Origin of the sequence: Facklamia languida CCUG 37842 (assembly GCF_000245795.1) — a bacterium.
GTDB classification, from domain to species: Bacteria; Bacillota; Bacilli; order Lactobacillales; family Aerococcaceae; genus Facklamia; species Facklamia languida.
Map to the genome: position 1 here is coordinate 1,641,537 of NZ_JH601133.1, position 26,482 is coordinate 1,668,018.

At 48.6% G+C, this 26,482-nt stretch carries 16 protein-coding genes and 2 pseudogenes; 4 read left to right on the forward strand and 14 right to left on the reverse strand.

Going from position 1 to position 26,482, the window contains the following annotated elements; all coding sequences use genetic code 11:
- Positions 1-5 precede the first annotated feature (5 nt).
- The 4 genes from HMPREF9708_RS07530 to HMPREF9708_RS07545 form a co-directional block, all read right to left on the reverse strand.
- Positions 6-350, reverse strand: a complete 345-nt coding sequence (locus tag HMPREF9708_RS07530) for a hypothetical protein (protein WP_006309705.1) — start codon at positions 348-350, stop codon at positions 6-8.
- Positions 351-363: 13 nt separating this feature from the next.
- Complete coding sequence (locus tag HMPREF9708_RS07535; protein WP_006309706.1) at positions 364-768, reverse strand: helix-turn-helix domain-containing protein; 405 nt, start codon at positions 766-768, stop codon at positions 364-366.
- Between the two features lie 446 nt (positions 769-1,214).
- Positions 1,215-1,976 carry a hypothetical protein gene (locus HMPREF9708_RS07540; RefSeq protein WP_006309707.1) on the reverse strand — a complete coding sequence of 254 codons (762 nt, stop codon included), beginning with the start codon at positions 1,974-1,976 and terminating at the stop codon, positions 1,215-1,217.
- 95 nt (positions 1,977-2,071) lie between these two features.
- Positions 2,072-2,560, reverse strand: coding sequence for an ECF transporter S component (locus HMPREF9708_RS07545; protein ID WP_006309708.1), 489 nt, complete (start codon positions 2,558-2,560; stop codon positions 2,072-2,074).
- Positions 2,561-3,531: 971 nt separating this feature from the next.
- Here HMPREF9708_RS07545 and HMPREF9708_RS07550 point away from each other — a divergent pair.
- Complete coding sequence (locus tag HMPREF9708_RS07550) at positions 3,532-3,813, forward strand: DUF1294 domain-containing protein (RefSeq protein WP_006309709.1); 282 nt, start codon at positions 3,532-3,534, stop codon at positions 3,811-3,813.
- 56 nt (positions 3,814-3,869) lie between these two features.
- Here the strand turns inward: HMPREF9708_RS07550 and HMPREF9708_RS07555 are convergent, their stop codons facing one another.
- Positions 3,870-7,319 (reverse strand): pyruvate carboxylase, encoded by a 3,450-nt coding sequence (locus HMPREF9708_RS07555; RefSeq protein WP_006309710.1) that lies wholly within the window; start codon positions 7,317-7,319, stop codon positions 3,870-3,872.
- Positions 7,320-7,506: 187 nt separating this feature from the next.
- Between HMPREF9708_RS07555 and nth the strand changes: the two genes are divergently transcribed.
- Positions 7,507-8,136, forward strand: a complete 630-nt coding sequence (nth, locus tag HMPREF9708_RS07560; protein ID WP_006309711.1) for an endonuclease III — start codon at positions 7,507-7,509, stop codon at positions 8,134-8,136.
- 536 nt (positions 8,137-8,672) lie between these two features.
- Here nth and HMPREF9708_RS07565 read toward each other — a convergent pair.
- The 7 genes and pseudogenes from HMPREF9708_RS07565 to lspA all read right to left on the reverse strand — a co-directional run bounded on the left by HMPREF9708_RS07565 (position 8,673) and on the right by lspA (position 16,515).
- Positions 8,673-9,993, reverse strand: a pseudogene (locus HMPREF9708_RS07565) (ISL3 family transposase).
- 241 nt (positions 9,994-10,234) lie between these two features.
- Positions 10,235-11,875: pseudogene (gene merA / locus HMPREF9708_RS07570) on the reverse strand (mercury(II) reductase).
- Between the two features lie 24 nt (positions 11,876-11,899).
- A complete protein-coding gene (gene merR / locus HMPREF9708_RS07575; protein ID WP_006309716.1) occupies positions 11,900-12,292 on the reverse strand; it encodes an Hg(II)-responsive transcriptional regulator in 393 nt (130 codons plus the stop codon).
- Positions 12,293-12,622: 330 nt separating this feature from the next.
- Positions 12,623-14,137: a pyruvate kinase gene (locus tag HMPREF9708_RS07580; protein WP_006309717.1), complete on the reverse strand. Its 1,515-nt coding sequence runs from the start codon at positions 14,135-14,137 to the stop codon at positions 12,623-12,625.
- A 125-nt stretch (positions 14,138-14,262) separates the two neighbouring features.
- Positions 14,263-14,964 (reverse strand): DUF2786 domain-containing protein, encoded by a 702-nt coding sequence (locus tag HMPREF9708_RS07585; RefSeq protein ID WP_006309718.1) that lies wholly within the window; start codon positions 14,962-14,964, stop codon positions 14,263-14,265.
- A 95-nt stretch (positions 14,965-15,059) separates the two neighbouring features.
- On the reverse strand, positions 15,060-16,001 hold the full coding sequence (locus tag HMPREF9708_RS07590; RefSeq protein ID WP_006309719.1) for an RluA family pseudouridine synthase: 942 nt from the start codon (positions 15,999-16,001) through the stop codon (positions 15,060-15,062).
- Between the two features lies 1 nt (position 16,002).
- Complete coding sequence (gene lspA / locus HMPREF9708_RS07595; protein ID WP_232215556.1) at positions 16,003-16,515, reverse strand: signal peptidase II; 513 nt, start codon at positions 16,513-16,515, stop codon at positions 16,003-16,005.
- Positions 16,516-16,586: 71 nt separating this feature from the next.
- Between lspA and HMPREF9708_RS07600 the strand changes: the two genes are divergently transcribed.
- Together HMPREF9708_RS07600 and HMPREF9708_RS07605 are read left to right on the forward strand one after the other, a co-directional pair.
- Complete coding sequence (locus tag HMPREF9708_RS07600; RefSeq protein WP_006309721.1) at positions 16,587-17,216, forward strand: YkyA family protein; 630 nt, start codon at positions 16,587-16,589, stop codon at positions 17,214-17,216.
- A gap of 72 nt (positions 17,217-17,288) precedes the next feature.
- Positions 17,289-18,641, forward strand: coding sequence for a putative glycoside hydrolase (locus tag HMPREF9708_RS07605; protein WP_006309722.1), 1,353 nt, complete (start codon positions 17,289-17,291; stop codon positions 18,639-18,641).
- A 179-nt stretch (positions 18,642-18,820) separates the two neighbouring features.
- On the opposite strand, the gene addA is transcribed toward HMPREF9708_RS07605, so the two are convergent.
- Positions 18,821-22,714: a helicase-exonuclease AddAB subunit AddA gene (addA, locus tag HMPREF9708_RS07610; RefSeq protein ID WP_006309723.1), complete on the reverse strand. Its 3,894-nt coding sequence runs from the start codon at positions 22,712-22,714 to the stop codon at positions 18,821-18,823.
- Positions 22,711-26,421 (reverse strand): PD-(D/E)XK nuclease family protein, encoded by a 3,711-nt coding sequence (locus tag HMPREF9708_RS07950; protein ID WP_006309724.1) that lies wholly within the window; start codon positions 26,419-26,421, stop codon positions 22,711-22,713. Before HMPREF9708_RS07950 ends, addA begins: the two co-directional genes overlap by 4 nt.
- Positions 26,422-26,482 lie beyond the last annotated feature (61 nt).

The window sequence follows — 26,482 nt, forward strand, 5'->3', positions numbered from 1 at the left end:
TCTCCTTATTTATCCGCAAAGTAGTAAATCGCGGTCACCACCAAGGGAATGGCACTGACCAGGATCATGATCAATGCCAGTCTGGCCTTCTTCTTGAGGACTTGGTAATCAGATTCTTCCTGAGAGGTCAATGGCCGGCGTGGATGTTTACGACGGACGATCAGATACAAGGGCAAGACACCAGAACCGTCACTATTCTGTAGGCTGAGGAGGGCCCAGAGGCCTGGACGTTTCATCCCTCTCGCTTCGGCATCGATTTTAACCAGGTGATAGATATTATAATTGAAGAAGATACCCGCCATGATTAAGCAAGCGCCAGTGATGACCATGATGACAAGATAGATATTCATATGTTTTTCCTCCTTAGAAGCGGCGGATAATCTCAAAGTAGATCATACTCGCCAGGGTTAAGCTAACAATAAATAGTGCAACCAGCGTCACTTGGAAGGGAATCCATTGACTGATCAAGAGAATAAAGAGGATGGCCAAGACACCCAATACGATGGACCGGATGAGGGCCTTATTACTCTTTACAATATCGGTACTTTCGTCCAAATGTTTCATATAATCTTTACTTCCTTTCAATAGATAGTCGAGGCTGACTTGGTAAAGTTCACTTAAGGCGATGACATTTATTACATCCGGATAGGTCTTATCATTCTCCCAATTCGAGATGGACTGCCTGGATACGCCAATTGCTTCTGCGACTTTCTCCTGGGTCATCCCAGCTTGGAGACGCGCCTCCTTCAATAATTCGCCAATTGTCATATGCTGTTCTCCTTTCTGACTTGAACTTACCCCTTCTGACTAGGAAGGTCTATCGAAGATCTTGGACTTTGAACCTATTTTTTGACAAAACAACTTGCATCTTGGAATCATCCCCCTGTCAAACACCTTTGACATGGCTTAGGAATAGGCTTTGTAGCATATGAATACCAAGCACAGGTGAACCGCGATCATGGGGACTAACGGATCGACTTAACTTTATTTAGTCCCCTGATTTCGTTTGGCTCCTTGAAATTATATCAAAAAGAGACCGGGTTGAGAGCGATTATCAAGTGATGGCTGGGAAAAAATATTCATTATAAATCATGAAAGGTGGGAAGACAGAAGCCTTGGCTGCCCTCTTCTGTTATCATTCCGGTCGACCAAAGACAAAAAGCCCAACACCACAGTGTCAGGCTTCTTTTACATTATTTGTATTTATTCTTTGCTTAGGCTTTGACGTATGAATCAACGGTGATAGCAGGTACTTGCACTTGGTCTGCGTCCTTGATGCCATCTAAGTGGCCATGAAGGGTAACAGTATCACCCGTTTGTAAGTCTTCATTAACAGGGTTGATGAATTTAAGTGCGACTACTTGGTTGTCACCCATGCTTAGGGATCCAAGGGCTGTTGCACCTGGCACTTCAAGGTCTTCACGATAGAGAGAAGCGATCTGCCCCTTCAAGCTCACCGCTTGGCCAGCATTAGCTAGCTTCAACTCTTCATAGTTTAATTCCTTTAAGTCATGATCCGCATTTGCATCAACGGTACTGTGATCAGCATTTTCATCAACGGTACTGTGATCAACATTTGCATCACCTGTACGATGATCAGCATCTGCTTCGACTGCATGTGGATCTCTGGATGGCACAGAAGGACTTGGTGTAACCGCGTCTTCATGGTGAACGGGTTCTTCAGTCACTGGTTCAGTGCGAACAGATTCATTCGCTTGATGACGTTCATCGCGTTGGCGCTTTTGTGCGGTCTGCCCTTCTTGCATGATGCGCGATTCTTCATCTTCTTCATGGTTGAAACGATTGGTTGAAGAAGCTGTTGACGCATTGACATGGCGGGTACCGAGTTGGTCTTGCATCCCTTCATCGGTGACTTGCCGTGTGACATTATCGGTTGGTTTTTGTTTCTTAATGAAGTAAATGACGATGAGCGCTAAGACGACAATTCCAATTAAAATCCATGTTACGTTGTCCATATTCATTGCTCCTTTACATTGATATTGCTTTCATTATACCCCAATTTCTTACTCAGCAAAAATGATTTGCCTTGCTCGGCTACCCGGTCGACCAATTAATCTTGGCGGATAACCTTATGTAAGATGGGATAGAGTATACCAGCAACAAGCGCTCCGAAGAGACCTTGGCCGATATTCATTGGCAAGGAAGCAATGGCTGCAGGGTATTGGTAGAGCACCCAGTCCGTTAGGAAGTAGCCAAGAGCCATAGCTAATCCCGCAATAATAAGACCTGGCCAACGATTCGAGAACTTACGTAAGAGATAAGCCGCAAGGAAACCTTCTAGCCCCTTCACGACCAGGGTAAAGGGAGCATAAGCAGCATAGCCAGATAAGAGGTCCGCAATCGCCGAACCAATTCCACCCACACAAGCTCCAACCCAGGGTCCAAAGAGAAGCCCCGATACCATCAGCACCCCGTCACCCAGATTCAAGTAGCCCGCCCCATTCGGGATTGGGATCTTAATAACCATGGTGACCAGAGCCGTCAAGGCAGCAAAGATCGCAGCCAACACTAAACGATAGTTCTTCGAATTTTTGTCCATTTGCAACACTCCTATAATTATTTTACTGGACCTACTATACTACAATATTAGAGCGAATGAAAGGGCTTTTATAATAATTCATCGTATTATAATTAATGAATAATCTTCTAAAGACTAACGATAAATAAGCAATCACCAATGAATGATCAATCAAAGGAATAAGGAAGCCCCACCTAGCGTGCATTGCCTTACGGTTTACCGTCTAGTCAAGGTCGAGTGGGACTAGCCCGGAAAAACTTGCTTTGGAGGGCGGTCCTCACTGATTTTATTCATTCGCAACTGCTGCTTCTTAGATGGATAAGTTCTTTGTTAGATTAAGTAAAGAGCCATTTACCAGGACTTTTATTAAGAATATCTCTTGCCAACTAGAACAATTGACAAAGACTCTGGCTCGGTCAATTCGAAGCATCGATCCTATTAAAGTAACTGAAATGGTCTTTTACCCTTAATTAAGACGCTATACCTTCTAAGCAATCCATGAAAGTAGCGAACAAAAGTTACACCTATCAGGAGATCATCATAAATGGTAAGGTCCTAAGTTATAAGTCATTCAATTTACTTTTTTACTTTAATAGAGCATCTACTCTGCTTATCAAATAAATAATGATCATCGAACTTTATTTTTCAAGATGAGAGTATAAAATAAATAATCTTATAAAGACTATCAACAAAAAGCAAGCAGTTGCGAATGAAAAATCACAGGCAAGCGGAAGGCCCACGTAGCGTGCATTGCCTTACGGTTTACCGTCTAGGCAATGCCTAGTGGGACTAGCCCGGAAAAGCGTGCTTTGGAGGGCGGTCCCCAGTGATTTTATTCATTCGTAAATGCTGGTTTATGGTTGATAACGCTTTTATCAGATAAATTAAAGGGTTATCTATCTAACATTTATCAAGGCTTTTATTAATCGCTTTCCTCTATTTTATTTGCTTATGATACAATATGAGGCAGCAACTTTGTTAAGGAGGATTCGATGTCACAAATTGGCTTAATCATCATTCTATTACTCATCCTCTGGAATTCATTCGTCTTCCTACTCTTTGGCTATGACAAGTGGCAGGCGGTTCGCCAGGGCTGGCGGATCCGTGAACGCACCCTGCTCTTGGCAACCTTCTGCCTTGGCGGTTGGGGCGCCCTCCTAGCCATTCCCTTCTTCCACCACAAGACTTTAAAGCCTTACTTCCTGATGACCGCCCTCTTCTCTTCCCTGGTCCTAGTCTTTCTGATAGGCTGGTATTTCACTTATTTTCAATAAAAGTACGACAAAATCCACCGCCTGGCTCACACTTGAGCTGGTGCGGTGGATGATTCTTATTCGACGGGATCCCCTATTTCCATCAAGAGGTCGCCGGCTGCTACTTGGTTCCCGACTTGGCCATGGATTTTTTGAATCTCGCCGGCTGCCGGGGCCTTAATTGAGTTCTCCATCTTCATGGCTTCGGTAATCATCAAGACCTGGTTGGCCTTGACCGGGTCTCCTTCCTTGACCAAGACATGACTAATCGTTCCGGGCATGGGGGCTGGAATATGATGGGGGTTGGTCCGGTCGGCCTTGATACTGGTCTTAACCGTCCCCGTAAAGGACTGGTCCCGGATCTCGCAAGGATAACTGAGGCCATTCAACTCAAAGTGAACGGTCTTGTAGCCATTGGCTTTAGTTGGGCCAATGGCCATTAATTCAATGACCAAGGTCTTGCCCTCGTCCAATTCATAGACTAAGCGTTCATTCAGTTTAAGCCCATAGAAGAAGGTCGGCGTATCCAGCTTCCAGACTTGACCATTTTCAGCTTGGAAGTCCAGGTATTGACTGACCACCTTGGGATAAAGGGCATAGGCGATGGCTAAGGATTCATCAATTGGCTGGTCGGTCAGGCTCGCAAGCATGGCTTCCTGCCCTTTGAAATCATAAGCAGCTAACCGTTGGCCGGGTCGGTCCGTATAAGCCGTTTGCCCTTTGAGGACAATCGCTTGCAGATCCTTGTTCATGCCCGCTGGTGGTTGGCCAATATCCCCTTGCATGAAGGCCACCACCGAAGCTGGGAAATTCAAATCCTTCCCCTTTGTAAGCAGGTTGTATTCATTCAGGTCATTCTGGACCATGAAGAGGGCCAAGTCGCCAACAACTTTAGAAGATGGGGTAACCTTGGTGATGTCGCCCAAGAGCCGATTGGCGGCTTGGTAGGCATCTAAGACTTGGTCAAACCGGTCGCCCAAGCCGAGAGCTTGAGCCTGGAATTGGAAGTTGGTATATTGGCCGCCTGGCATCTCATAGTCATAGACACCGGGCCAAGGGGCTTTCAGCTGGCTTTCAAAGGCCTGGTAATAAGACCGGGTGACCTGCCAATACCGGGTCAGATCCTCATCGCCTGATCGAAGGCTGGAAGCTTGCTGGTCCCGACCCTGGCGGATAGCAGCTAAAGAAGCCGCATTGGGCTGACTGGTTAAGCCTGACAAAGCCGGATTGGCCACATCCAGGATATCCACTCCCGCATCGATGGCCCGTGAATAGAGGGCTAGGCCATTGCCAGAGGTATCGTGGCTGTGGAGGTGGATAGGAATTTTGACCGTTTCCTTCAAGGCCCTAATCAACTGATAACCGGCTTCGGGCTTCAAGATCCCAGCCATATCCTTAATGGCGAGAGAATGAACCCCCAGACCTTCAATAGCTTGGGCTAGGTTGACGTAATAGTCCAGATCATAGACCTTGGACCGGTTGGGGTCGAGCAGGTCACCGGTATAACAGATCGTCCCTTCAACGAATTTACCCGTCTCTAAGGCAGCCTCAATGGAGACCTTGAGCGATTCCAACCAGTTCAAGGAATCAAAGATCCGGAAGACATCAATGCCCTCGTAAGCTGCCAGCTTGATAAACCGGTCGACCACATTATCAGGATAATTGGTATAGCCGACCGCATTCGACGCCCGCAACAGCATCTGCAACATCACATCGGGCATGGTCTGGCGTAATTGCCGCAACCGATCCCAGGGGTCCTCTCTTAAGAAGTTATAAGCCACATCAAAGGTCGCCCCACCCCACATTTCAAAGGAGAAATAATCGGATAAGGTTTGGTTCATATAGGCCGCTGCCCCCAGCAGGTCCTTAGTCCGCATCCGGGTCGATAAGAGAGATTGGTGGGCATCCCGCAAGCTGGTATCCGTCAAGAGGACCTCCTCCTTCTGGAGCACCATTTGGGCCACCTTGTCCGGTCCAGCCTGGTCTAAGATATGTTTTAGGGTCATGGGACTCTTGACCTGGTGATCAAGTGTCAAGTGGACGGGCTTGGCAAAGTCCGGCTTGGCACCGGGCCCAATGCCTGGAAAGCCATTGACCGTCACATTGCCGATATAATTCAAGAGCTTGGCGCCCCGGTCCCGCGGTGGAGTAATCTGGAAGAGGTCAGGCTTATCATCAATGAACCGGGTTGTATAGTGGCCCTGGATGAAGTCCTTGTCGGCCATAATATTCTGCAGAAAGCGGATATTGGTCTTTAAACCACGGACCCTAATTTCTTTGAGGGCGCGCCGCATCTTATCAATGGTCTCCTGCAGGGTATTGGAATAAGTGGAAATCTTGACCAACAAGGAATCATAATAAGGTGAAATGATGGCTCCCGCAAAGGCGTCTCCAGCATCCAAACGGACTCCAAAGCCACCTGGTGATTGATAGGCGGTAATCTTGCCGGAATCAGGGGCAAAGTGATTCAAAGGGTCTTCGGTTGTAATCCGGCATTGGATCGCGTAACCCTTGGCTTGAATCTGGTCTTGGGGAGGAATCTGAAGGATCGGACCATGTAAGTCGGCCCCATCCGCAATCAAGATCTGGGACTTCACAATATCGATCCCGGTCACCAATTCGCTGATGGTATGTTCGACTTGGACCCGGGGATTCACTTCAATAAAATAATAAGCCTGGTCGGTCACCAAGAATTCAACCGTGCCCGCATTGACATAGCCAATATGGTTCATTAATTGCAGGGAAGCTTGCGTTAAGGCTTGGCGGATTGAGTCATCCAAGCTGAAGGAAGGCGCAACCTCCACGACCTTTTGATGGCGGCGTTGGATCGAACAATCCCGTTCAAAGAGGTGGACGCAGTTGCCATGTTGGTCGGCCAAGATCTGTACTTCAATATGCTTGGGATTGGCAATGTACTTTTCGACATAGAGGTCAGAATTGCCGAAGGACTTGAGGGCCTCCGACTTGACCCGGTCATAGGCATCTTGGATCTCATCCAAAGTCTGAACCACCCGCATGCCCTTTCCCCCACCGCCTGAAACGGCCTTGAGCATAATCGGAAAGCCATGTTCTTGGGCAAAGGCTTGGACCTGGTCCACGGATTCGACCAAGCCCTGTGAACCTGGGATGACCGGAATGCCTGCCGCTTGAGCGGTCTGGCGGGCAGAGGTCTTATCACCAAACATCCGCAAGTGGCGGACTTCCGGCCCAATAAAGAGGATCCCTTCTTCTTGACACCGCTGGGCAAAGGTCTGGTTCTCACTCAAGAAGCCATAACCCGGGTGGATGGCGTCGACCCCCTTGGCCTTGGCTAGGCTGAGAATGCCTTCGATATCTAGGTAGGCTTGAGTCGGATCCAGGTCCTCACCAATCAGGTAGGACTCGTTCGCTTTGAGCCGGTGAAGGGTGCCAATATCTTCCTTGGAATAGATTGCGACTGTCTGGATGTCTAATTCTTTACAAGCACGAATAATGCGAATGGCAATTTCACCCCGGTTGGCAATTAATACCTTGTGAATCCTTTGCATTCGATCTGCTCCTTTCTTCAAATCAAGCCTCGCCTTTTAACAAAAAAGGAGGCGACTACCGCCCCATTATAGCCTAGTTGGATCCTACTGTATAGAGCGTGGTACTAGGGTCTGCTTGCCTTTGCCCAGGAAATCCCTTACACTGAGGACACTTATTATTCACTACAACCTCTTGAAAGGAGTTCCCATGTTAACCAAGGAATGTGCCCGCCAAGTCCTCGAAGCCATCATCTCCATCTACCCCGATGCCAAACCGGAGTTAGACTTTACCAACCACTACCAGCTCCTCCTGGCCGTCATCTTAAGTGCCCAGACCACCGATGTGGCTGTCAACCAAGTCACCCCCGCCCTCTTTGACCGCTTCCCGGACCCTCAGACCCTCAGCCAAGCCTCACCCCAAGAAATTGAACCCTATCTCAAGACCATTGGCCTCTATCGCAACAAAGCCAAGTACCTCCTCCAATGTGCCCAACAACTGGTCAAGGACTTCAAGGGTCAAGTTCCTGATAACCGCAAGGATTTGATGTCACTGGCAGGAGTAGGCCGTAAGACAACGAATGTCGTCCTAAGTGTCGGTTTTGGTGTACCCGCCTTTGCGGTCGATACCCATATTCACCGGATTGCTCTCCACCACCAGATTGTTGATCCCGGAGCCAGTGTGCGCCAGGTGGAAGACCGGGTGATGGAAGTCTTACCGCCTGAACTATGGACCCAAGCCCACCAATCCCTGATTTATTTTGGCCGACGCGTCTGCCACCCCCGTAACCCCCAGTGCCATCACTATCCTCAGCTATACCAGTGCCAGGACCAAGAATAAATTTCCACCAAAAAATTCTTACAAAATGCCCATAGTTTCCACCAGCAAAAAAAGGCCCGCTCAAAGGGCCTATCCAGTGAAAATATGGGGTTTTAACGATGAATACTTATTTCCGCATGCTTTTAGAAGCCCGGTTAAGAATTTTTTCACCTTATTTTATTGAGCAATTGTTAAAAAGCGAAAAGTCCGTCATTTAATCCCAAGAAGAAGAACGGCGCTTTAGGTCGTCTTTAGGACTAGCGACTAATCCTCATAAAGTTAGATTAGAATCTCTTTTTGACTCCCCCCGCTTTTATAAGGCCCAGCTTTAAATATTCTGCCACCCGACTTTTTTTATTAAGTTTAGCGATTAGATATGAAAGCCGAAAAGATTGATATTTATTCACAGGAATGAACAAAGACCATGCAGCTTGCAAGGCCTTGCGCTTTACCGCTTAGGCCTAGCCTAGTGGTCCTAGTCCGGAAAAGCAAAGTTTTGCAGGACGTTCCCAGTGGGTAAAACATTCGGGGTATTCGGTTTTATGGTGGAAAAGGGCTTATAAATCACCCTTCTCCAAATTCTTAATAAGTGTGGAAAAATCGACACCAAAGTTGTCTGTAATGTCATGATCATTCACTTCACACCAATTGAAATTATCGTGTAACATAGCTTTATTGAAAGCACTTGAATAAATCGTGGCTTACGCTTTTTATGGAACTTCTCATTGAAAAGGATTTTAGCTCGTAAGGCATCAAACGAGTAACCTCTAGCCATTCGCTCTACCTGCCTAATAATGCTGTTAATTGACTCCGTATAAGCGTTAGTGAGCCCTTTATCAAAGTAGTTGAATATTTCGACATGCCAGTTGTCTACGGCTCTCACGAGGTCTTTATATGCATCTTTAGAGTTACTGGACATCCAACGGTGTCTCCATTGACTATAACGAAGACGACCTTCATCTGAATCAGGAGTATCCCTATCCAGTAAAACTCTTCTTGGAGTTCATAGGCTTCTTTTAAGGCAGGAAGATTACCTAACCAAGTCTCTAAGAGGAATGATTCACGTTCATTTAGATCGTGTTTACGCTTTAGAAGGATAAACCTTTCACCCATAAGGGTAAGTCTTTCTTTTTGGCTCATATGAGCTTTCAAAGACTTTCTGACGTTATCTAAGGCTTGATTAGCCATTCTAATTACATGAAACTTATCTACGACCACTTTAGCGTGTGGAAGAATAGTGTTCACTGCGTCTTTGTAGGACTTCCACATATCCATTGTGACGTACTCAATATAAGTCCTGTCACTGATTTCTGAAAGACGTTGGATAACTGTTTCCTTGTTACGGTTAGGCTTGATGTCATAAATTGTCCTGCGTTCAATATTAGTCAATACAAGCCGAGGTCTTCGGATAATATGTATCTCGTCTATCCCAATCCACTTAGGAGTTTCAAACTGGTATTCACGTTCTTTGAGTGCCACATAGTCCTTAAAAACGTTCCTAATAGTTTTCTCGTCAACGCCAACGTTTTCTGCGACTTCTACAAAGGTCTTAGACATGGATTGCTCTTGAATAGACTTTAAAAGCCTTTTGGTCATACTACGCTTTTCATCTACAGATACTAGGCGTTCCCAGAAGGTAGATTCGCATTCACGACATTTGTATCGCCTACGGTTCAATTGTAAGCCCACTCGCTTTAAATGAATGGGCAAATCCATAATTAGTTTATTTCTTGAACTGTGTTTGTACAACTTGTCAAAACTACATTCAGGACAACGTTCAGGTGGTCCGACTACTTCAACTTTAAACATCATATCGGTTTCATTTTCTTGTGGTGATTCTATTGTTTTAATGTCTGGTAGGGATAATAAGTTTGACATATTGTTCGTCCTTTATTACTCTGCGGTGTTAAGGTATCAAATATAGATTTGATGTCGAAATCATCAGTGTTAAATTATTTTTGTGACCACAAATGCACTTAGAAAATCCCTTAAAGCATTTATATAATGGGTGACCGCAAAATAGTGTATGAAATCCTTTTGTAGACTTTGCTAAACTACTGCACACTTTAGTACAGTATTAGCTGGTTCACTTGAATAGGGAATTGTAAAAAAAGTTCCCTTAGCCTGCACAACAAGATAATTTCGAAACATCTTTATCGAACGTAAGTGCAGCTAATTTTAGCCCTTCAGCCATTGTTAAATATGGTGCTAGGGTTTCTGTTAAATCTTCTATCGTTAAGCCAAATTTAACAGCTAATGATGCTGCATAGATGACGTCTCCTGCATTCTCAGATACAATATGAACCCCTAATACTTTTAGTGTTTCTGCATCTGCTACTAGTTTAAATACACCGGTTGTTTCATGGTTTACAATTGCTCTAGGAACAGCATCTAAAGGTAATACAGATGTCTTCACATCATTCGCTTTCTCTTTTGCTTGTTCTTCTGTTAAACCAACCGTTGCAACCGTTGGATTCGTAAACGTAACAGCAGGGACTACCGATAAATCTATTTTTTTGTTTAACCCACCGATCGCATTATCAGTAATAATTCCACCTTCATAGGCTGCTACATATACAAATTGCGGTCCTAACGTCACATCTCCTGCTGCATAAATCTTTTCATTACTTGTTTGACCAAAATCATTGATCAGGATTTCTTTATTTTATCCGGTTTCAACACCTGCCGCACTTAAATTTAAAGAATCCGTATTTGGTTTTCTTCCAGTGGCAACAAGTAACTGATCTGATTCAATAACTTCTTTACTGCCATTTACTGTTACGTAAACCTTTTTTATCTCTCCACTTTGTACAACACGCTCAAAAGTTGCCCCTTTGACAAGGTTTATACCCTGTTCAATTAACGCTTTTTCAACTGACTCTGAAATCTCAGGATCATACTCCTTTAAAAGTCGCTCACTTCTTTGCATAAGTGTTATTTCTGAACCTAAATGATGAAATAGTTGTCCAAGCTCCATTCCAATGTATCCTGAACCAATTACAGTTAATCGTTTTGGTATTTTCTTTAACTCAAGAAGTGTTGTACTAGTTAAATAGTCCATTTCTTCAAGTCCTGAAATTTGGGGCAACAAAGGAGATGCACCTGTTGCAATTAAAAAGCGTTTTGCAGATAACTTTGCCCCATTGACCTCAACCGTACTAGCATCAACGAATTTTGCTTCACCTTTAATTAAATCAAAATTATATTCATCAATTAAATCCACATATTTTTGATTTCGAAGTTCGCTCACCAATTTATCCTTTTGCGTGATTAAACTAGCTAAATCCACTTCTCCAGCGGATGTTTGTAAACCTATAAACGGGTTGTCTTTTGATAAATGATTGATTTCCCCTGCCCTAAGAAGAGTTTTTGACGGAACACAGCCAATATTCACACAGGTTCCCCCAACCGTTCCACGCTCAATCATTCCAACTTTTGCACCATATTCTATAGCTTTAATTGCCGATGAAAAGGCAGCAGCACCAGAACCAATAATAAGAAGGTCATAATTGTCTTCATTACTTAACGCCACGTTTTCTAGTGATGATACTTCTTCAATTTCTCTGGCTTTGTAATTTGCTTCATCAATCGCCTTTATTGCACTTTCAACCTCAATATCATTGGATAGTTCAAATACTGCTTCACCACGACGAAAACTAGACTCAATATTTTTAGCACCTATCTTTTCAAGTGCTGATTCAACGTGTTTTTCACAACCCGCACAGGTCATTCCTTGAATGTTTACTTTAAATTTATTCATAATAAAGCCCCTTTCGTTAATCTCTCATGTTAATGTTTCTATTATTGGACACGAATGTAATTGCTTTTCATCTGGACATCGTTGTTTTAAGTCGTCTAACATAGTTTCAATTCGTTTTAAATCCTCTATTTGTTTGTGAACTTCCTTTTGTTTTTTAGAAACAAATTCGAACATATCTTGACAACGAACTTCATCTTTATCTACAACACCAAGTACTTTATAAATCTCGTTTAAAGAAAATCCAAGTTCCTGTATTCGTTTAATAAACCCAACACGCTTAACGTCATCATATGAATATATCCGATAACCAGCTTCCGTTCGGTGAGGTTCTTGTAGTAAATTTTTTCGCTCGTAATATCTAATCGTTTCTTTATTAACGCCACATTTTTCTGCAAACTCACTAATGCGATAAATCATCTTATTTCACCCCATGAATATTATAAACCGTGTACCATAGTACACGGTCAAGTAGATTGGACTATTTTATTTTTTTCCAACGTATTACTCGTATGTGATTGATACTTTTATAATACTATTGATTGTCCTAACATCCCACTAGAAAATCCGATTTAAACACCAGTTGTTTTTAAACTATTAATAAAAAGTAATTCCACCATATATTCCGAAGACCCAACATTCACAATCTTTTCGGCTTTCGCCTAATCATTCAAGCTTTTTCCTATCCAAGCCAATCTCTTTTAATTCTTTGAAAGTCTTTTCACACCCAAATCAATTCACAAGCCTTACCTAATCACTCGAATCATTCAACAAGTCGGCAATATTCAAGGCCCGCAATTGCGGCGTCTTCTTGTATTGATGCCGCCGCATCCGCTTAAAGATCTCATCCAACATCTCAACCGCCTCCACCATCTTCTGCCCCTTATTGATCATGACACAATCCGACCTCGCCCCTTCCGCTGCATCCGTTACCTCAGCCCGTGAAGGAATACCGGTCTTAATTAAGTTGGCCAGGACTTCCGTGCCCCAGACTACCGGCACATCGGCCGCTTCTGCCAGCCAGAGGATCTCCTGTTGAACTTCCGCTAGCCGGATATAGCCCGTTTCGACCGCCAGGTCCCCCCGGGCAATCATCAAGGCAAAAGGATTGTGACTGGCCGCTTGGTAGATAATTGAAGCCAGGTTGTTGACCGCCTTGACGGTCTCAATTTTAGCTAGAATCGGCATCTCCCCTGATTCTGGGCCTAAGATATCCTTCAGAACCGACTGGATGACCTGGATGTCTTCAGCAGTTCGGACAAAGGAACAGCCAACAATATCGGCATGTTGGCAGGCAAAGGCGATGTCCGACCGGTCCTTGTCATTGACGATCGGCATCTCGAAGTCCGTGGTTGGGAAGTTCAAGCCTTTTTCTGCTTTGAGCCGGACGCGGTCGCCCTTGACCTTGGTAACCGTTAAGACGGCATGGTCGAGCCCGGTCTTAAGAACCCGGGTCTCAATCGACCCATCATCAATGAGGACTGGGTCACCAATCTGCAGGGCCCGGTAGATGGAATCAATGGCAGAACCGGCAACCACCTTGCCAGAATAGTTCAGCGGTAAGTCTTCAAAGTTACTGGTTAAGAGGATCTCATCGCCCTTTTCTAACTTGGGATTCTTATACTGGGTAAAGACCCACTCCGTTCGAATCTTCGGCCCGGCAATATCCATCAAAATCCGAATATCCTTCTCCGCTTCTTCCGCCAAAGCCCGGATATTTTGAATCATCTTTAACCAGTCTTCGGCCGTATCGTGGGCGCAGTTGATCCGCGCGACATTCATGCCAGCCCCAATTAAAGACCGGATCAAGTCCCGGTCATGGGCCGCTTCACTCGGCATGGTGACCATGATCAAAGTGTTACGGCCAGGACTCTTCTCCCCTAGGATGGAGAAGACATTGCGGGCCAGTTGTTGGTCCCCTCGGCTGAAGGCGCCAACAGCAGGTCGGGGGATGTCGGTCTCCACCTCGGCAATCGAAGCCAGGGAGTGGATGACGGACTGCAGGGTCGCCAGGGTCTTATTCTCCAACCGTCCCAGAGAGGAGATCCCCAAGGGAACCAATTCTGCTTGGAGCTTACGAATATCATAATTTCTTAAAGCCAAATAATAAGCAAAGTTCTCCGCGCTTTGTCTGAAGGCTGGCCGGTCAACTTCTGCTGAGTGAACTTCCTGATATAAGTCCCCCTTGGCCTTTACTTGTTGGTAGAGATCACTAACTTCAGCTAAGAGACGTAGGGCTTCTTGACGACGTTTTTCTTCTGGCATCTGATACGCATCCTTTCGAGTGAAATCTATTTGAGTCCCATTGTAATGGAATGAATCTAGCCCGATTATAGCATAAAGGCCCTTTCAAAGGTTATTGATAACCTTCAAAAGGGCAACTTGTTTGTTTAATGGGGCTGGTCGATGCGTTTGGTGGCCAGGTCCAGGTCCTTCCCCTTCTGGTAGCCGTCCTGGTAAGCCAAGTCGGGCTGGTTCATCACCGGTTGGTCAAAGGCTAAGGACCCAGTAATCTCACGGTTAAACCGGTCTTGAACGGCTTGAGGGGTCTGAATCATCAAGGCATACTGGGCACTCTCTTGGCTCATAGCCTGGCGCTGGGAGTCGAACTTGTCCTTGAGCCCATCCAGGAAGCCGAGATAGTAGGACTTGCGCTTCTGAGCTGTCTGTTTGTAAGGAGTCTGGTCCAGATGGCGCTTGGCATAATATTTCATGGACTGGGCAGCCAGGTAGAACATCTCATAGGCGAGTTCTACATCTTCGGGATAACCCATCAGGACGATCTTGCGCTGGATGGTGGCCTGGTATGGCAAGCGGTTGCTTTGGATGTAGAAGAGGCAGCGGAAGTTATCGGCAATAATGGTGGCTAGGACCTTCTCCCACCAATAGAGCCGCTTATAGACGGATAGGGACTTGAGGACAATTTCTTGCTTGGGACCCTTGGCCAATTCTTGTTGGGAGATCTTATGCTTGAGCATCAGCTTTTGGGCCATCAACAAGGCCGTCTGGCTCTCTTCATCCCGGCCCCCATCTTCGGCTAAAGAGAGCAGCCGTTTGATTTTGTTGAGGATTTCTTGGTTGGCTTGGGTCATGCTTATCCCTCCCTTCGTAATTGCTTGTGGGGTCGATCGGATTGAAAAATGCTTATTATTAAACTTTACTAGCTGGGTCTAGTATCCCACTCAGCCTAGCCATTCAGCTGGTCAATAACCTCCTGCATGGCGGCCGGCATCTCGCAGGTAAAGGTTAGGACCTCACCGGTTCGTGGATGAACCAGGCTTAATTGATGGGCATGGAGGAGCTGACCGCTGGTGAGATGGGTAAAAGGACCAGGAATATTCTGCAGGTGACGACGGTAGACAGGGTCCCCAATCAGGGGATGACCAATCGCTTCCAGGTGGACTCGGATCTGGTGGGTCCTTCCCGTCTGTAATTGGGCCTCAACCAGGCTGGCTACTGGCCACCGCTGGAGAACCTTAAAGTCGGTAATGGCCTCCTTACCGGTCTCATCCACCTGCCAGCGCAAGCGGTTCTTGGGGTCCCGCTTTAAGGCCATGTCAATCTGGCCGGAATCCACTTGGACTGACCCGTTGACCAAGGCCAGGTAGGTCCGCTTCAATTGCCGGGTCTGTAACTGCTGGCTGAGGGCCTGGTGGGCGGCGTCATTCTTGGCTACTACTAAGAGACCAGAGGTATCCTTGTCAATTCGGTGGACAATCCCTGGCCGATAGGCTTGGCTACCAGAGGAGAGCTGGCCCTTGAGATAATAGATGAGACCATTGACAAGGGTCCCAGTCGCATGGCCCTTGGCTGGATGGACCACCAGACCAGCTGGCTTATTGACCACTAAGAGGTCATCGTCTTCATAGACAATCTCCAAAGGCATGGCCTCTCCTTGCAGGTCAAGATCACTTTCTGAGTCCGGATCGGACCTTAAAGCGACCTGGAGGACTTCATCTCCCTGGAGGAGGTAGTTGGCTTTTTGCTTTTGGCCATCGACTAAGACCTGGCCATCTTTGATAAAACGCTGGATCTTCGACCGACTCAGATCTTGCAGGTGGTCGGCGAGGACCTTGTCTAAGCGGCCTTGGTCTTCAGGTCCTTGCAGTTGAATGCGGGTATCGGTCATTTTATAAGAGTTCCTCCTTGTAGGGACTAAGCCAGAGACTGATTAATAACAAGACCAAACCGATCGACAGACTGGCGTCGGCTAGGTTAAAGACCGGAAAGTCGATAAAGGTGACCTGGATCATATCCACCACATAGCCCAAACGGACGCGGTCAATCAGGTTGCCAATCGCCCCACCCAGCAAGAGGCCATAGATCCAGGTGATCTGGCCCGGCAGGTAACGGTTACGACGGATTAAATAGATAAAATAAGCCACCATGAAGAGGGAGACCAGAATTAATAAAGTCCTCTTCCCGCCCAGAAGGCCCCAGCCTGCGCCATCATTATGGAGGTAGAACCATTGGAAGATTCCCTCAATACCAGGCTTGGCCTGGTGGAGCTGGAAGGAGGTCTGGACCCAGTATTTAAGGGCTTGATCGGCCAGAATGATCAGTAAGGCTGTTAAATAAGCAATCAGCATGGTCTTCTCCTTGTCTAAATTAACAATTGTTTGGTATAATCGTTGTGTTAACAATACTTCTTATTATATACTACTTGTATGGATAAGATCAATTTAGATAAGTGTTAATTTTAGAAGGAGATCCTATGAAAGCGAAACAAATCCTCGTCCTCATAGTCAGTGTGGTCTTACTCAGTGCTTGTGGCAATTCCTTGCAGCGGGCTGAGCGCACCGTTGGCCTCATCCAAGACCATGTGACAGCGATCATTGGTAAGATCAGCGAAATACAAAACCAAGAAGCCGATATCCAAGCCAACTTTGAGGCCACCATTAAGGCCAGCGAAGACTTGTCAGCCTTCAACCAAGCAGACAGTCCGATTGAAGCCAATGTCCAAAAGCGTCAAGCCCTCTTAGATGAGATTGATGACCACCGCAAGCAACTTATCGACCTGGCCGATGAATTAGGGGATATTCCCCAGCATAAAGACCTACCCCAAGACCAAATGAAGATGGTCATGGACTATGTCACGAACTTAACCGGGGACCTGGACCAATATGTCGCCCGCTACCAAGCCAACTTGAAGACTGAAGCCATTACCTACAAGTCAATTGCTAATCCGGCGACCAACCACGAATCCTTCTTCAAGGTCTTCGACAATGTTAACCTCCTCTACACGGAGAATAACATGAATTTGGACAAGGTCTTAGTTCATTTTGAATCCTTGAACCATCTCCTGGTGAACCTCAAGGTTTACCTGGTCAATTTACACCAATAAGTGAGCCTTTCAACAACCCTTAATCCTTGGCGTCTATTGGACGTCCATTATTTGAGCGAAAGTGGTGATTCCATGAAGAAATATCGTCTAAGCCTTTTGATCATCGGGCTGGTCTTTTTGGCCACAGCTTGTCAAAGCTTTAAGCCCAAGGAAGAAGCCCCTAAAGACTATGTCCTACCCGAAGTCTCGATCAACTACTCCAAGGAAGAGGTCGTAGCCTTTCATAATAGCATCAACCAGGGAACCTACAACCAATATGAAGGCTTAGCCCCTCATAACCAACCCATCCTCAAGGCGCCCGAGCACCTACCTTCGGCCCTCTTCTATGATTCGGGTATCCAGATCAACTATCCCAAGGATGGAGTCAAGGGAGTCTATGTCCCTGCCTCCGTCTTCAACGACCCCGACCAATACCAATTTCTCCTCGACCTCTTAGACAACACCTATCTTAACGCCATGGTCATCGACTTTAAGGACGACTATGGCAATGTGTTGGCCCAAGTGGATACCAAGAACCCACTCGTCCAAAAGAATAGCAGCGGCACAGTTGACTTCAAGAAGATTCTCAAAGACTTAGAAAAGCATGAGATCTACCCCATTGCCCGGATCGTTACCTTCAAGGATAACCTCCTGTCCAGTGAACATCCCGAATATTCCTTTAAGGACCGGGAAACGGGTGCAATTTGGTCGGACGGGAATGGGTCGCAATTCATCAACCCCTTCATGAAGGAAGTCTGGGACTATGATGTGGAAGTGGCGATTGAAGCGGCTAAGTTAGGCTTTAAGGAAATCCAATTTGACTATGTCCGTTTCCCTGAAGGCTTCGAGACCTTCTCTGATAAGCTAGAATATGACATCGGCGACTTTGGTGACTATGTCACTGATGATGTCAACAAGTTCGGTCAAGAGCGGGTCTATGCCATCAATGGTTTCCTAGAATATGCCCGTGAGAAATTAGCTCCCTATGGGGCTGAGACTTCGGCCGACGTCTTTGGCTATACGGCCATTGCGGGCGATGCCCCCGATGTGCGTGGGATCGGCCAGAACTTTGCCCAAATGGCCGAGCGGGTCGACGTGATCTCCTCAATGGTCTACCCTTCCCACTGGGGACCTGGCTTCTTTGGCATTGCCTATCCCGACCTTGAGCCCTACAACGTGGTTGACCAATACATGTATTCGGAGAAGGCCATCCTGGCCAATACGACCAACCAAGTGACTTCCAGACCCTGGTTACAGAGCTTTACCGACTATGGACTGGCCCCTGGGACCTTCCAAGAATATGGTCCCCTGCAGATCCAACAACAGATCGTGGCCCTCAGTGAATATGGCATCCACGAATACCTGCTCTGGAATGCTTCTGGCTCTTACTATAGCGAAGGGGTCGACTATGCCCCCGAGTTGTCTGGCCAAGATTATTACTACTAGGTCCAAGTTGACCATTCAACACAATACACCCAGCTCTTAGAGTGGAAGCCAGCCTTCCACTCTTTTTTCTCGCATCCATTTAAAAGTAATCTCAGGTCACACCGAGGGCCTGCACCATCCCAAAAAGCCAGGCATTCTTGCCTGGCTTGTCTTTTGTTTGGTTTGTAGGACATAAGAGTTTAATCCATCTCCAGGATGGTGTCGAAGTCCAGGGCCACTAAGTAGCATGCTTGACAGGTTTGGCCTAGGTGAGCAGCCAAGGCATCGCGGTAGAGAGAGAGCTGGTAGCGGTAGCGGTCCTTCACTTGGGCCAATTGGTCGGCCTTGGTCCGATTGGCATAGGGTCGATACCGGTCGGTCTTATAGTCCAGCAGGACAAAGCGGCCATCAGGTAATTGGAAATAAGCATCGATCACCCCATGGATTAAGATCGCATCCTGGTCAAAGCCTGTCCCCTCGCCCGCCAAGTCCTGATAGAGGGCGTCCACATCAATCAGGTAGGAGAAAGCCTGCTCCCGCTTCAACCGGCTGCGGTTGGCAATCATGGCTTGGCCCAAGTCCGACTGGATGAAATGACAGATAGCCTCGACCATGATCAAGGGCCGGTCACCCGGTTCAAGCTTACCTATCTGGATCAAGCGGTCCAGCTCTTGGTCTAGGACAGTCGCCACATCCTCTTGCCCCTCAAAGGCTGCTAGCTGGAGTTCTTGTAGGAGATAGTGGTTGAGGGTTCCCTTGTGGGAGGCCGAAGCCGCCTGGTCTTGGAGAAAACGCGGCGGATTAAAGGTGTCACCCGTGTACCGGTTGACTGGCCCGATCTCGACCTGGGCAGCTTGTTCCTGCAAGGCAGCGCCCGGCCGGCGGTCCTGGTAGTGAGCCAGGGTCGGCATGGGCGGTTCCTCGTAGAGCCGCTTGAGTTCAGAAACCGATTGGTAAGAAGCGGTTTGACTGGCCCGGTGATGGGGATAAAAGGCTTGGTCCAGGACCTGGAGCCGGCGGGCTTGTGGATCTGTTATCCTGTCCACTCGGGTCACCTGGTCCTGGAGCTTTTTAAGCCAGGTCTTAGGATCCAAAGATCCGGTCAAGTCTGCAGCCACCGGCAGGAGACTTTGGATGTCTTCCAAGGTCTTGACGGTCAAGTTAAAGTCCATCTTACCCAGGCGCGCGCCTCCTAGTTGGGGTCTAGCCTGAAGAGCCAAGGCTTGGAGAACCCAGGTCATGAAGTTGTCAGACCTACTCCGCAATTGCCGGTTGATTAAGAGGTCGGAAGGGTCTGTCAGATCAAGGGTCCGATTCAGGACTTCTTCCAAGCGGGACTGGTCCTTAATGGTTCCAACCAGGATGAGTTTTTGCTTACTCCGGGTCAAGGCCACATAGAGTAACCGCATGGATTCGGCCTTGCTGGACTCGGTTAAGAGTAGTTGGCGGGCCTTCTTGCTGATGGATTGGAACTTAACCATGTGAACGGGGTCATAATAATCGATGCCGACCCCGAATTGCTTGGTCGCGACCAGGGGCTTGCGCTGGTCTTGCAGGTTGAACTTGCGACTGGCATTCATCAAGTAAACAACAGGGAACTCATTCCCCTTGGAGGCATGGATGGTCATGACCCGGACCATGTTCTGGTCTTCCTGGAGGAGAATCGGCTCGGCCAGGTCCTTATCCTTGGCCTGGAGCTTGTCGATATACTGGATAAAGACCGCCAGACCCCGACCCAAGGTCTCAGCCACCGTTTGGGCCTTCTGGTAGAAGGCATGGAGGTTGGCCTGACGCTGGGGCCCATTATCCAAGCCCATGACATAATCCAGAAAGGCGGTCTCCTGGTAGATCAACCAGACCAATTGGTCAATTGAGTGGAATTGGGCATAAGCCCGCCAAGAAAGCACTTGGTCATGGAAGGTCTTGAGCCGAGACCGCAGGGCCTGATCAGGGAAGTCCTCTCCTTGTATGACCTGAAGGACAGCCTGGTAGAAGGATCCCGCTGGTTGGAAGATCCGAATCTTGGCTAAGTCATCATCACTTAAGCCAACAAAATGGGACCGTAAAATGGCCACCAGGGGAATGTCTTGAACCGGGTTGTCAATGATCCGCAGCAGGGCCACCATCAATTGGATCTCCTGACGTTGGAAGTAGGTCTCAACGGCCTGGGACAGCATGGGAATCTTGTAAGCCGCCAAGGCTTCTTGGAGGGGCAAGAAGCTGGCCTTGGTTGGGCTGAGAATCACGATGTCCTTGAAAGTCAAGGGCCGCATCTGATCAGGATAGTCGCTGGCCTCTGGGTCAAAGACCTTGAAGCCGGACTTGATCTTGGCTTGAATGTCCTGGGCAACCAGGTAGGCTTCTGCCTGGATCGCCTTGTCGATGGTGGCCCAGTCATCGTCGCCTTCAAGATCCTCCTCCTCGTTCTGGTTGGTCGCCTCTTGATCGTCTTCTTGCGAGGCATAGAGTAAGTGGTCCACCTGGAAATGATCAGCTGGCGGGAAACTAGTATTACCCAGAACCAAGCTCTCCTGGGCCCCGTAGGCCATCTCCCCAAATTCAGGATCCATTAACCGTTCAAAGAGGTAGTTGGTATAATTTAAGATCTCAAACCGGGACCGATAATTCCTGTCCAAGACGATCAGGTCCCCGCCCTGGCCCTCCTGGTAGTCACGGTAGCGCTGGAGGAAGAGGGAGGGTTCTGCCATCCGAAAGCCATAGATGGATTGCTTAACATCCCCCACCATAAAGAGGTTGCCGGCCAGGTCCTGCCGGTGTTCATGGGACAGCCAGGACAAGATGGCCGCTTGAATCTCATTAATATCTTGGTATTCATCCACCAAGACTTCCTGGAAGAGGTCTTGGTAGTAGACAGCCGCTGGACTGGGATGGCGGTGGCCAGATTTCGGGTCGTAGGGGGCCAGAATATCCAGGGTCAAGTGCTCCAAGTCATTATAGTCAATCACGGCCTGGTCCGCTTTATAGGCGGTTAGGGCCTGGTGGTAGAGTTCAACCAGGGTCTGGACCTGACGGATCAAGGGCACTAGCTGGCTTTCGATCTGGTCACTCACCTCATAAGAATAGGGAAATACCTTCTGCAAGGCCTTGACCATGTCCTTGGCCTGGTCCCGGTTGACCTTGACCTGGTTGATCAAGTCTTTGTCTTCTTCCAGGGCCTTGCCCGGACTTGACCAGCGCTTAATGGCCAAGGTCTGGAGACCATTGATAAAGTCTAGCATCTTTTGGTCTGCCAAGAGGTCTAACAGGGTCTCAATCAGGGCTTGGTCCTCTGCCAGAATGGCCCCATACTTGTCAATGGCTGCTTGGCTGGCTGACTGGAGTAAGGCCTGGCCGGTCCCCACCAGATGGTGGCTGGCCGCTAATTGGGTCTGGCAGTAGGGTAAGAGGGTCCCCTGGTACAAGTCGCTCTGCCAGAATGCCGACAGGTCCCCTGACTGCTGGGTCATCTGGTCGAGCCAGACCCTTGGCTCTGGATTAGCCATGGCATATTGGTAGATATCTAGGACAATGGTCAACAATTTCTGGTCATCGCGGCCGGTATTCAAGACCAGACTGACTTGGTCAAAGTCTGCCGGATCCATGACAGTTTCTCCCGCCAGGATCTGGGCCACCAGGTCTTCCCAGACCTTTGCCTGGATCATTTCCTGCTGGGTGTCATCTGTGATCAGGGTCAAGTCCGGATTCAAACCAATCAGGTAGGCAAATTGTTGGATCACCTGCAAGCAGAAGGAGTGCAGGGTCCGAATATGACTGGCCTCTAGCTTGTTGAGCTCTTGTAGGAGGTCGGCTTGCCCTTGTTGCGACTTGGAGATGGCCTCCTTGAGCCGGATCTCCATCCGATCTTTCATCTCACGGGCAGCCGATTCGGTAAAGGTTACCACCAAGACCTGGTCTAGGCTGAAGACCTGGTTGAGGATCCCCTGCATGATCCGTTCGATCAAGACTGTGGTCTTACCAGACCCTGCCGAAGCGGAGATCAAGAGGTTGGTCCCCCGCTGGTGGATGGCCTGCCACTGGTCCTCATTAAAGCGACTGCCTGGGGGTTGGGTCGGAATCACATGTTTAGCCTTCATTGATTAGCCTCCTTTCCTGCTTGGCGGCGGTCCTTAAGGTCTTCCGCCATGGTCGTCAGCACTTGATCCTTGTCGAGGGTCTTATGGCGGTAGCGCTGGTAATTATCCGCCTGGGTCGCGTCAAAGCCGGTAATGACCCGGAACTTGCGGTTGATCGAGGTCGTGTACCGGTCCTTGTGGTAAGGGGCTAATTCAATATCCCCTGCTTGAATCCGGTTGGCCGCCTCGACAAACTTGTGATGGGTATAAGCCAATAAGGTCGCCAGGTCCTGGTCATCAAAGTAGAGAGTATAGCCCTTATGGTAACCAGACTTGGTATAGGTCACTGGATAGATCAGACTCTGGCCCTTGGCATCTTGCCGGACTTCTAAATCACTTAAGACCTCAGCTGGCTGGTTGACAAAGCCCTTGAGCCGGTTGCGCCTTAAATAGGCATCCTCTTGCAGGGAGGCAGAGCCTGTCCAATCCAGGTCTTTACCCGTTTCATACTTGTGGAGAATTGGTTGGTAGAAGCCCCCTACCAAGCGGTGGTCCGGATAATGTTGGTGGGCGACGGCGAGGTAGGTTAAGACCTGAAGGTCCAGGCCATAATAAGCATCGACCAAATTGAAATTCTTCTGACCCGACTTGTAGTCAATCACCTGCAGATAAGCCTGGTCCTGGTGAACCAAGCCATCGATCCGGTCAATCTTACCCCGAATGGTTAAATGTCCCTTTGAAGCCAAGGGATAAGTAAAGCCTTGAAGACCCTGACCCCGAGCTCCTCCAAAGGTGACCTCAGTATGCAGGACTTGGAAGGGGTTCTGTTGAGCTTGGCGCAAGAGGAAGTGGCCAAAGGCATGCATCCGGCCCTGCATCTGGCGGCGAATGGCTTGAAAGCGTGGCGATTGGTTAAAGACCTGGAACTGGTCCAGCTGACCGACTTGGGTCAAGACCTGGTTGACTAAGTCCTGCCAGGTCGCCACATCCAGCCGGGCCAGGTCTAAGCCCCGTTCTTTTTGCAGGGTGAAGACCTGGTCTAAGACCTGGTGGTAGTAATCCCCCGCAGTGGCTGGATCAATCTGGCCCTCTTCCCTTTCCTGCAAGCGCAAGCCGTAGAGGAGGAAGTGGGAGAAGGGGTCCTGGTAGTATTGTTCAACCCGAGAGACTGACAGGTTGAGGTCTCGCCCGTAGAGAGCCAGGCTCAAGTCCGGGTCTAATTTATCCGGCAGCCGGATAAAGTTAAAGCTCTCCTCCACCAAGTCCAAGACCGGATAGGCCTGGTAGATGGCCAGACGTTCAATTAAGGATTGGGAGACCGGTTCTTGTTGAACATAAGCAGTATGGAGGGTCTGGAGGGTGGGACTGACCATCAGGGCATACTTGCCCAACCACTGGGGCTGGCTGATGAAGTCATAGTCCACCAACCGGACCAGCTGTTGTAGATAAGGCGAGGGAGACAACTTGACCTGGTCGTAGACTTGGGCATAGGACAAGTAGAGATAGTCTCTGGCCGACAAGACCAGCTGGTAGGCATAGACCTGGTCCGCTCCCCGACTGACACTGGCTTGGTCCAGCAGGAATTTGTGGCGGCTGCCAGTCGCGCTCGACGATTCAGCCAAATTCGCGACCGGACCTGCCTCCTGGTCCAGGGAACCAACGTCTTGGTCTGTCTCGGTTACTTGACCAGTCCCTTTCACGTCCTTCGGTCTGCTTTCCGCTGATGCATCCCCTTCTGCCTTTAGCCGGGCCATCAAATCTTGCCGGTTGGCAGCCGTTAGGATGGGCAGGTCTGCTGGTTTTTGCGGCAGGGCCTGTTGGTCAAGTCCGACCACAAAGGTCACTTTGGCCGGAGAGACTTGGGGCGAGACCAAGTTGGTAAAGGTCACCTGGTCTAAGGTTGGGGGAATAATATGGTAGGTACCCGATTCCAGCCCCGCTAAGAGGACCTCGAGGAAGTCGTCCAGGCGGATGGCGGTTTGGCCATAGACCAGTTGAAATTCATCCAGGCAGTCCATCAAGACCTGCCAGACTTGTTCATGTTGGCGGGACTCACTAATCTGGCCGGCCGCAATCGCTGTATCGCGCCAAGCCTTCATCTGGTCCAGGACCCCCACCTGGTCTAATAATTGGTAGAAGGCCTTGGCCCAGACTTGGCCCAAGTTCTTGGTCTGGTGTTTCTGGATAAAGGGGGCTAAAGCCTCAACCAAGGCCTGGCGGATAGCAACCACGACCGCTTGGTTCGTCATGTCCTGACTCTGACCGAGATGGTCAACATAGGCTAGGTCTTGACTCATAAAATACCAGGCCAGGTCTAAGTCATAGAAGCGGTGGCCCTGGTAGCGGTTGGCGATCACCACATTCTCAAATAAGAATAAGGCATGGTCCAAATCACTGGGGTCCAAGACTGGAACCTGCTGGTGAAAGAGCCCCGCCATTAAGGGAGATTTGACGACTTGCAGGATGGACTCCATGGGCCAGTGGTAGGCAGCCAATTGCCGCAAGGCCTGGATCAAGCTGAATAAGGGGTGGTCCGACATGGACCGGGCGTGGTCGAAGAAGTAAGGAATGGCATTGGCCTTGAAGATCGGGTCAATAATAGCTTGGTACCGGTCCATATGCCGGGTCATGACCCGGATATCGCGGTAACGGTACCCTTCCTCCGTGACCAGCTGGTGGATTCGGTTGGCCACCTGGGTCAACTCATTCTGAACCGAATCGAACTCCAGGAAGACACAGCGGTCAGGATCTAGTGCCAATTCATGCCCGGCAGCTGGCAGCTGATAGGTATTCTGACTGACCTGGAAGGCCTGGGCCAAGCGAGCCAGGTCCGGATGTTGGTGGATGGCTGGCTGGGAGATCTCCCAAGGTTCTAGCATGGGAACCTGGGCCTGGGCGGCGATTTGTTGGGCCCTTTGAGCGGTCTCATAGGCCAATTCATTCAAGGGCAACTTACGCTGAGCCTTCAAGTCCGCCGCCGAGACCGGTAAAGTCAACCAAACTCCTTCACTGGCCTTGGCCAGGTTGATCACCAAGTCCCATTCTTGACTGGTGAGATAATAATGGTGGTCGATAACAAAGTAATGCTTGGCCAAATGGCTATGACGAACCTGGTCAATTAATTGGTCATGCCGGCTAAAGTTGGCCACCGACTGCCCTTCTAGGGCCTCCAGAAAGGCTTGATAGAGGACTTGGACTTCCTTGATCCGGCGCTGGTCCAAGCGCTTAGGATCTTGTAAGACCGCCTCCTCCAATCGGGGTAAGTCCTCTTCAACCAGGTCTTCCGGTTCAATATTGCCTTGAATCAGTTCCTTGAAGAGAGCGACCAGGTCTTCGGCAAAGGCTTGGTAGCGAACCTGCTTCTTGTAGACATAGAGCTGGTCTTGGTGGGTCCTCAAGATTTGACGGACAATCATGGCCAAGCCCAGATCACTCAAGTCTTGCTTAACAGCCGGACCATCGGATAAGAACCAATTCAACCGGCTGAAGGAAGCCACCTGCAGGTTGAAGAGGGCCACCGACGGATTGGTCTCCTGGCTGGCCCCTCCTCCCTGCTTTGCTTGCCGCATGGTATCTAGGATGTAGGATTCCATCTCGAATTTGATATGGTCGGGGACGATGTAATAGACTTGGCGGCTGGGATCTTGTCTAAGGAGGTCTAAGAGTTGAGCGACAATCACCGGCTTCTTGTCAACCGCTAAGTCGCCTGTAATCAATTGGATCGGCATGGCATTACTCCTTCTTGAGAAAGTACAAAAAATTCCTTCATCTAGTGGGCGCTAGACGAAG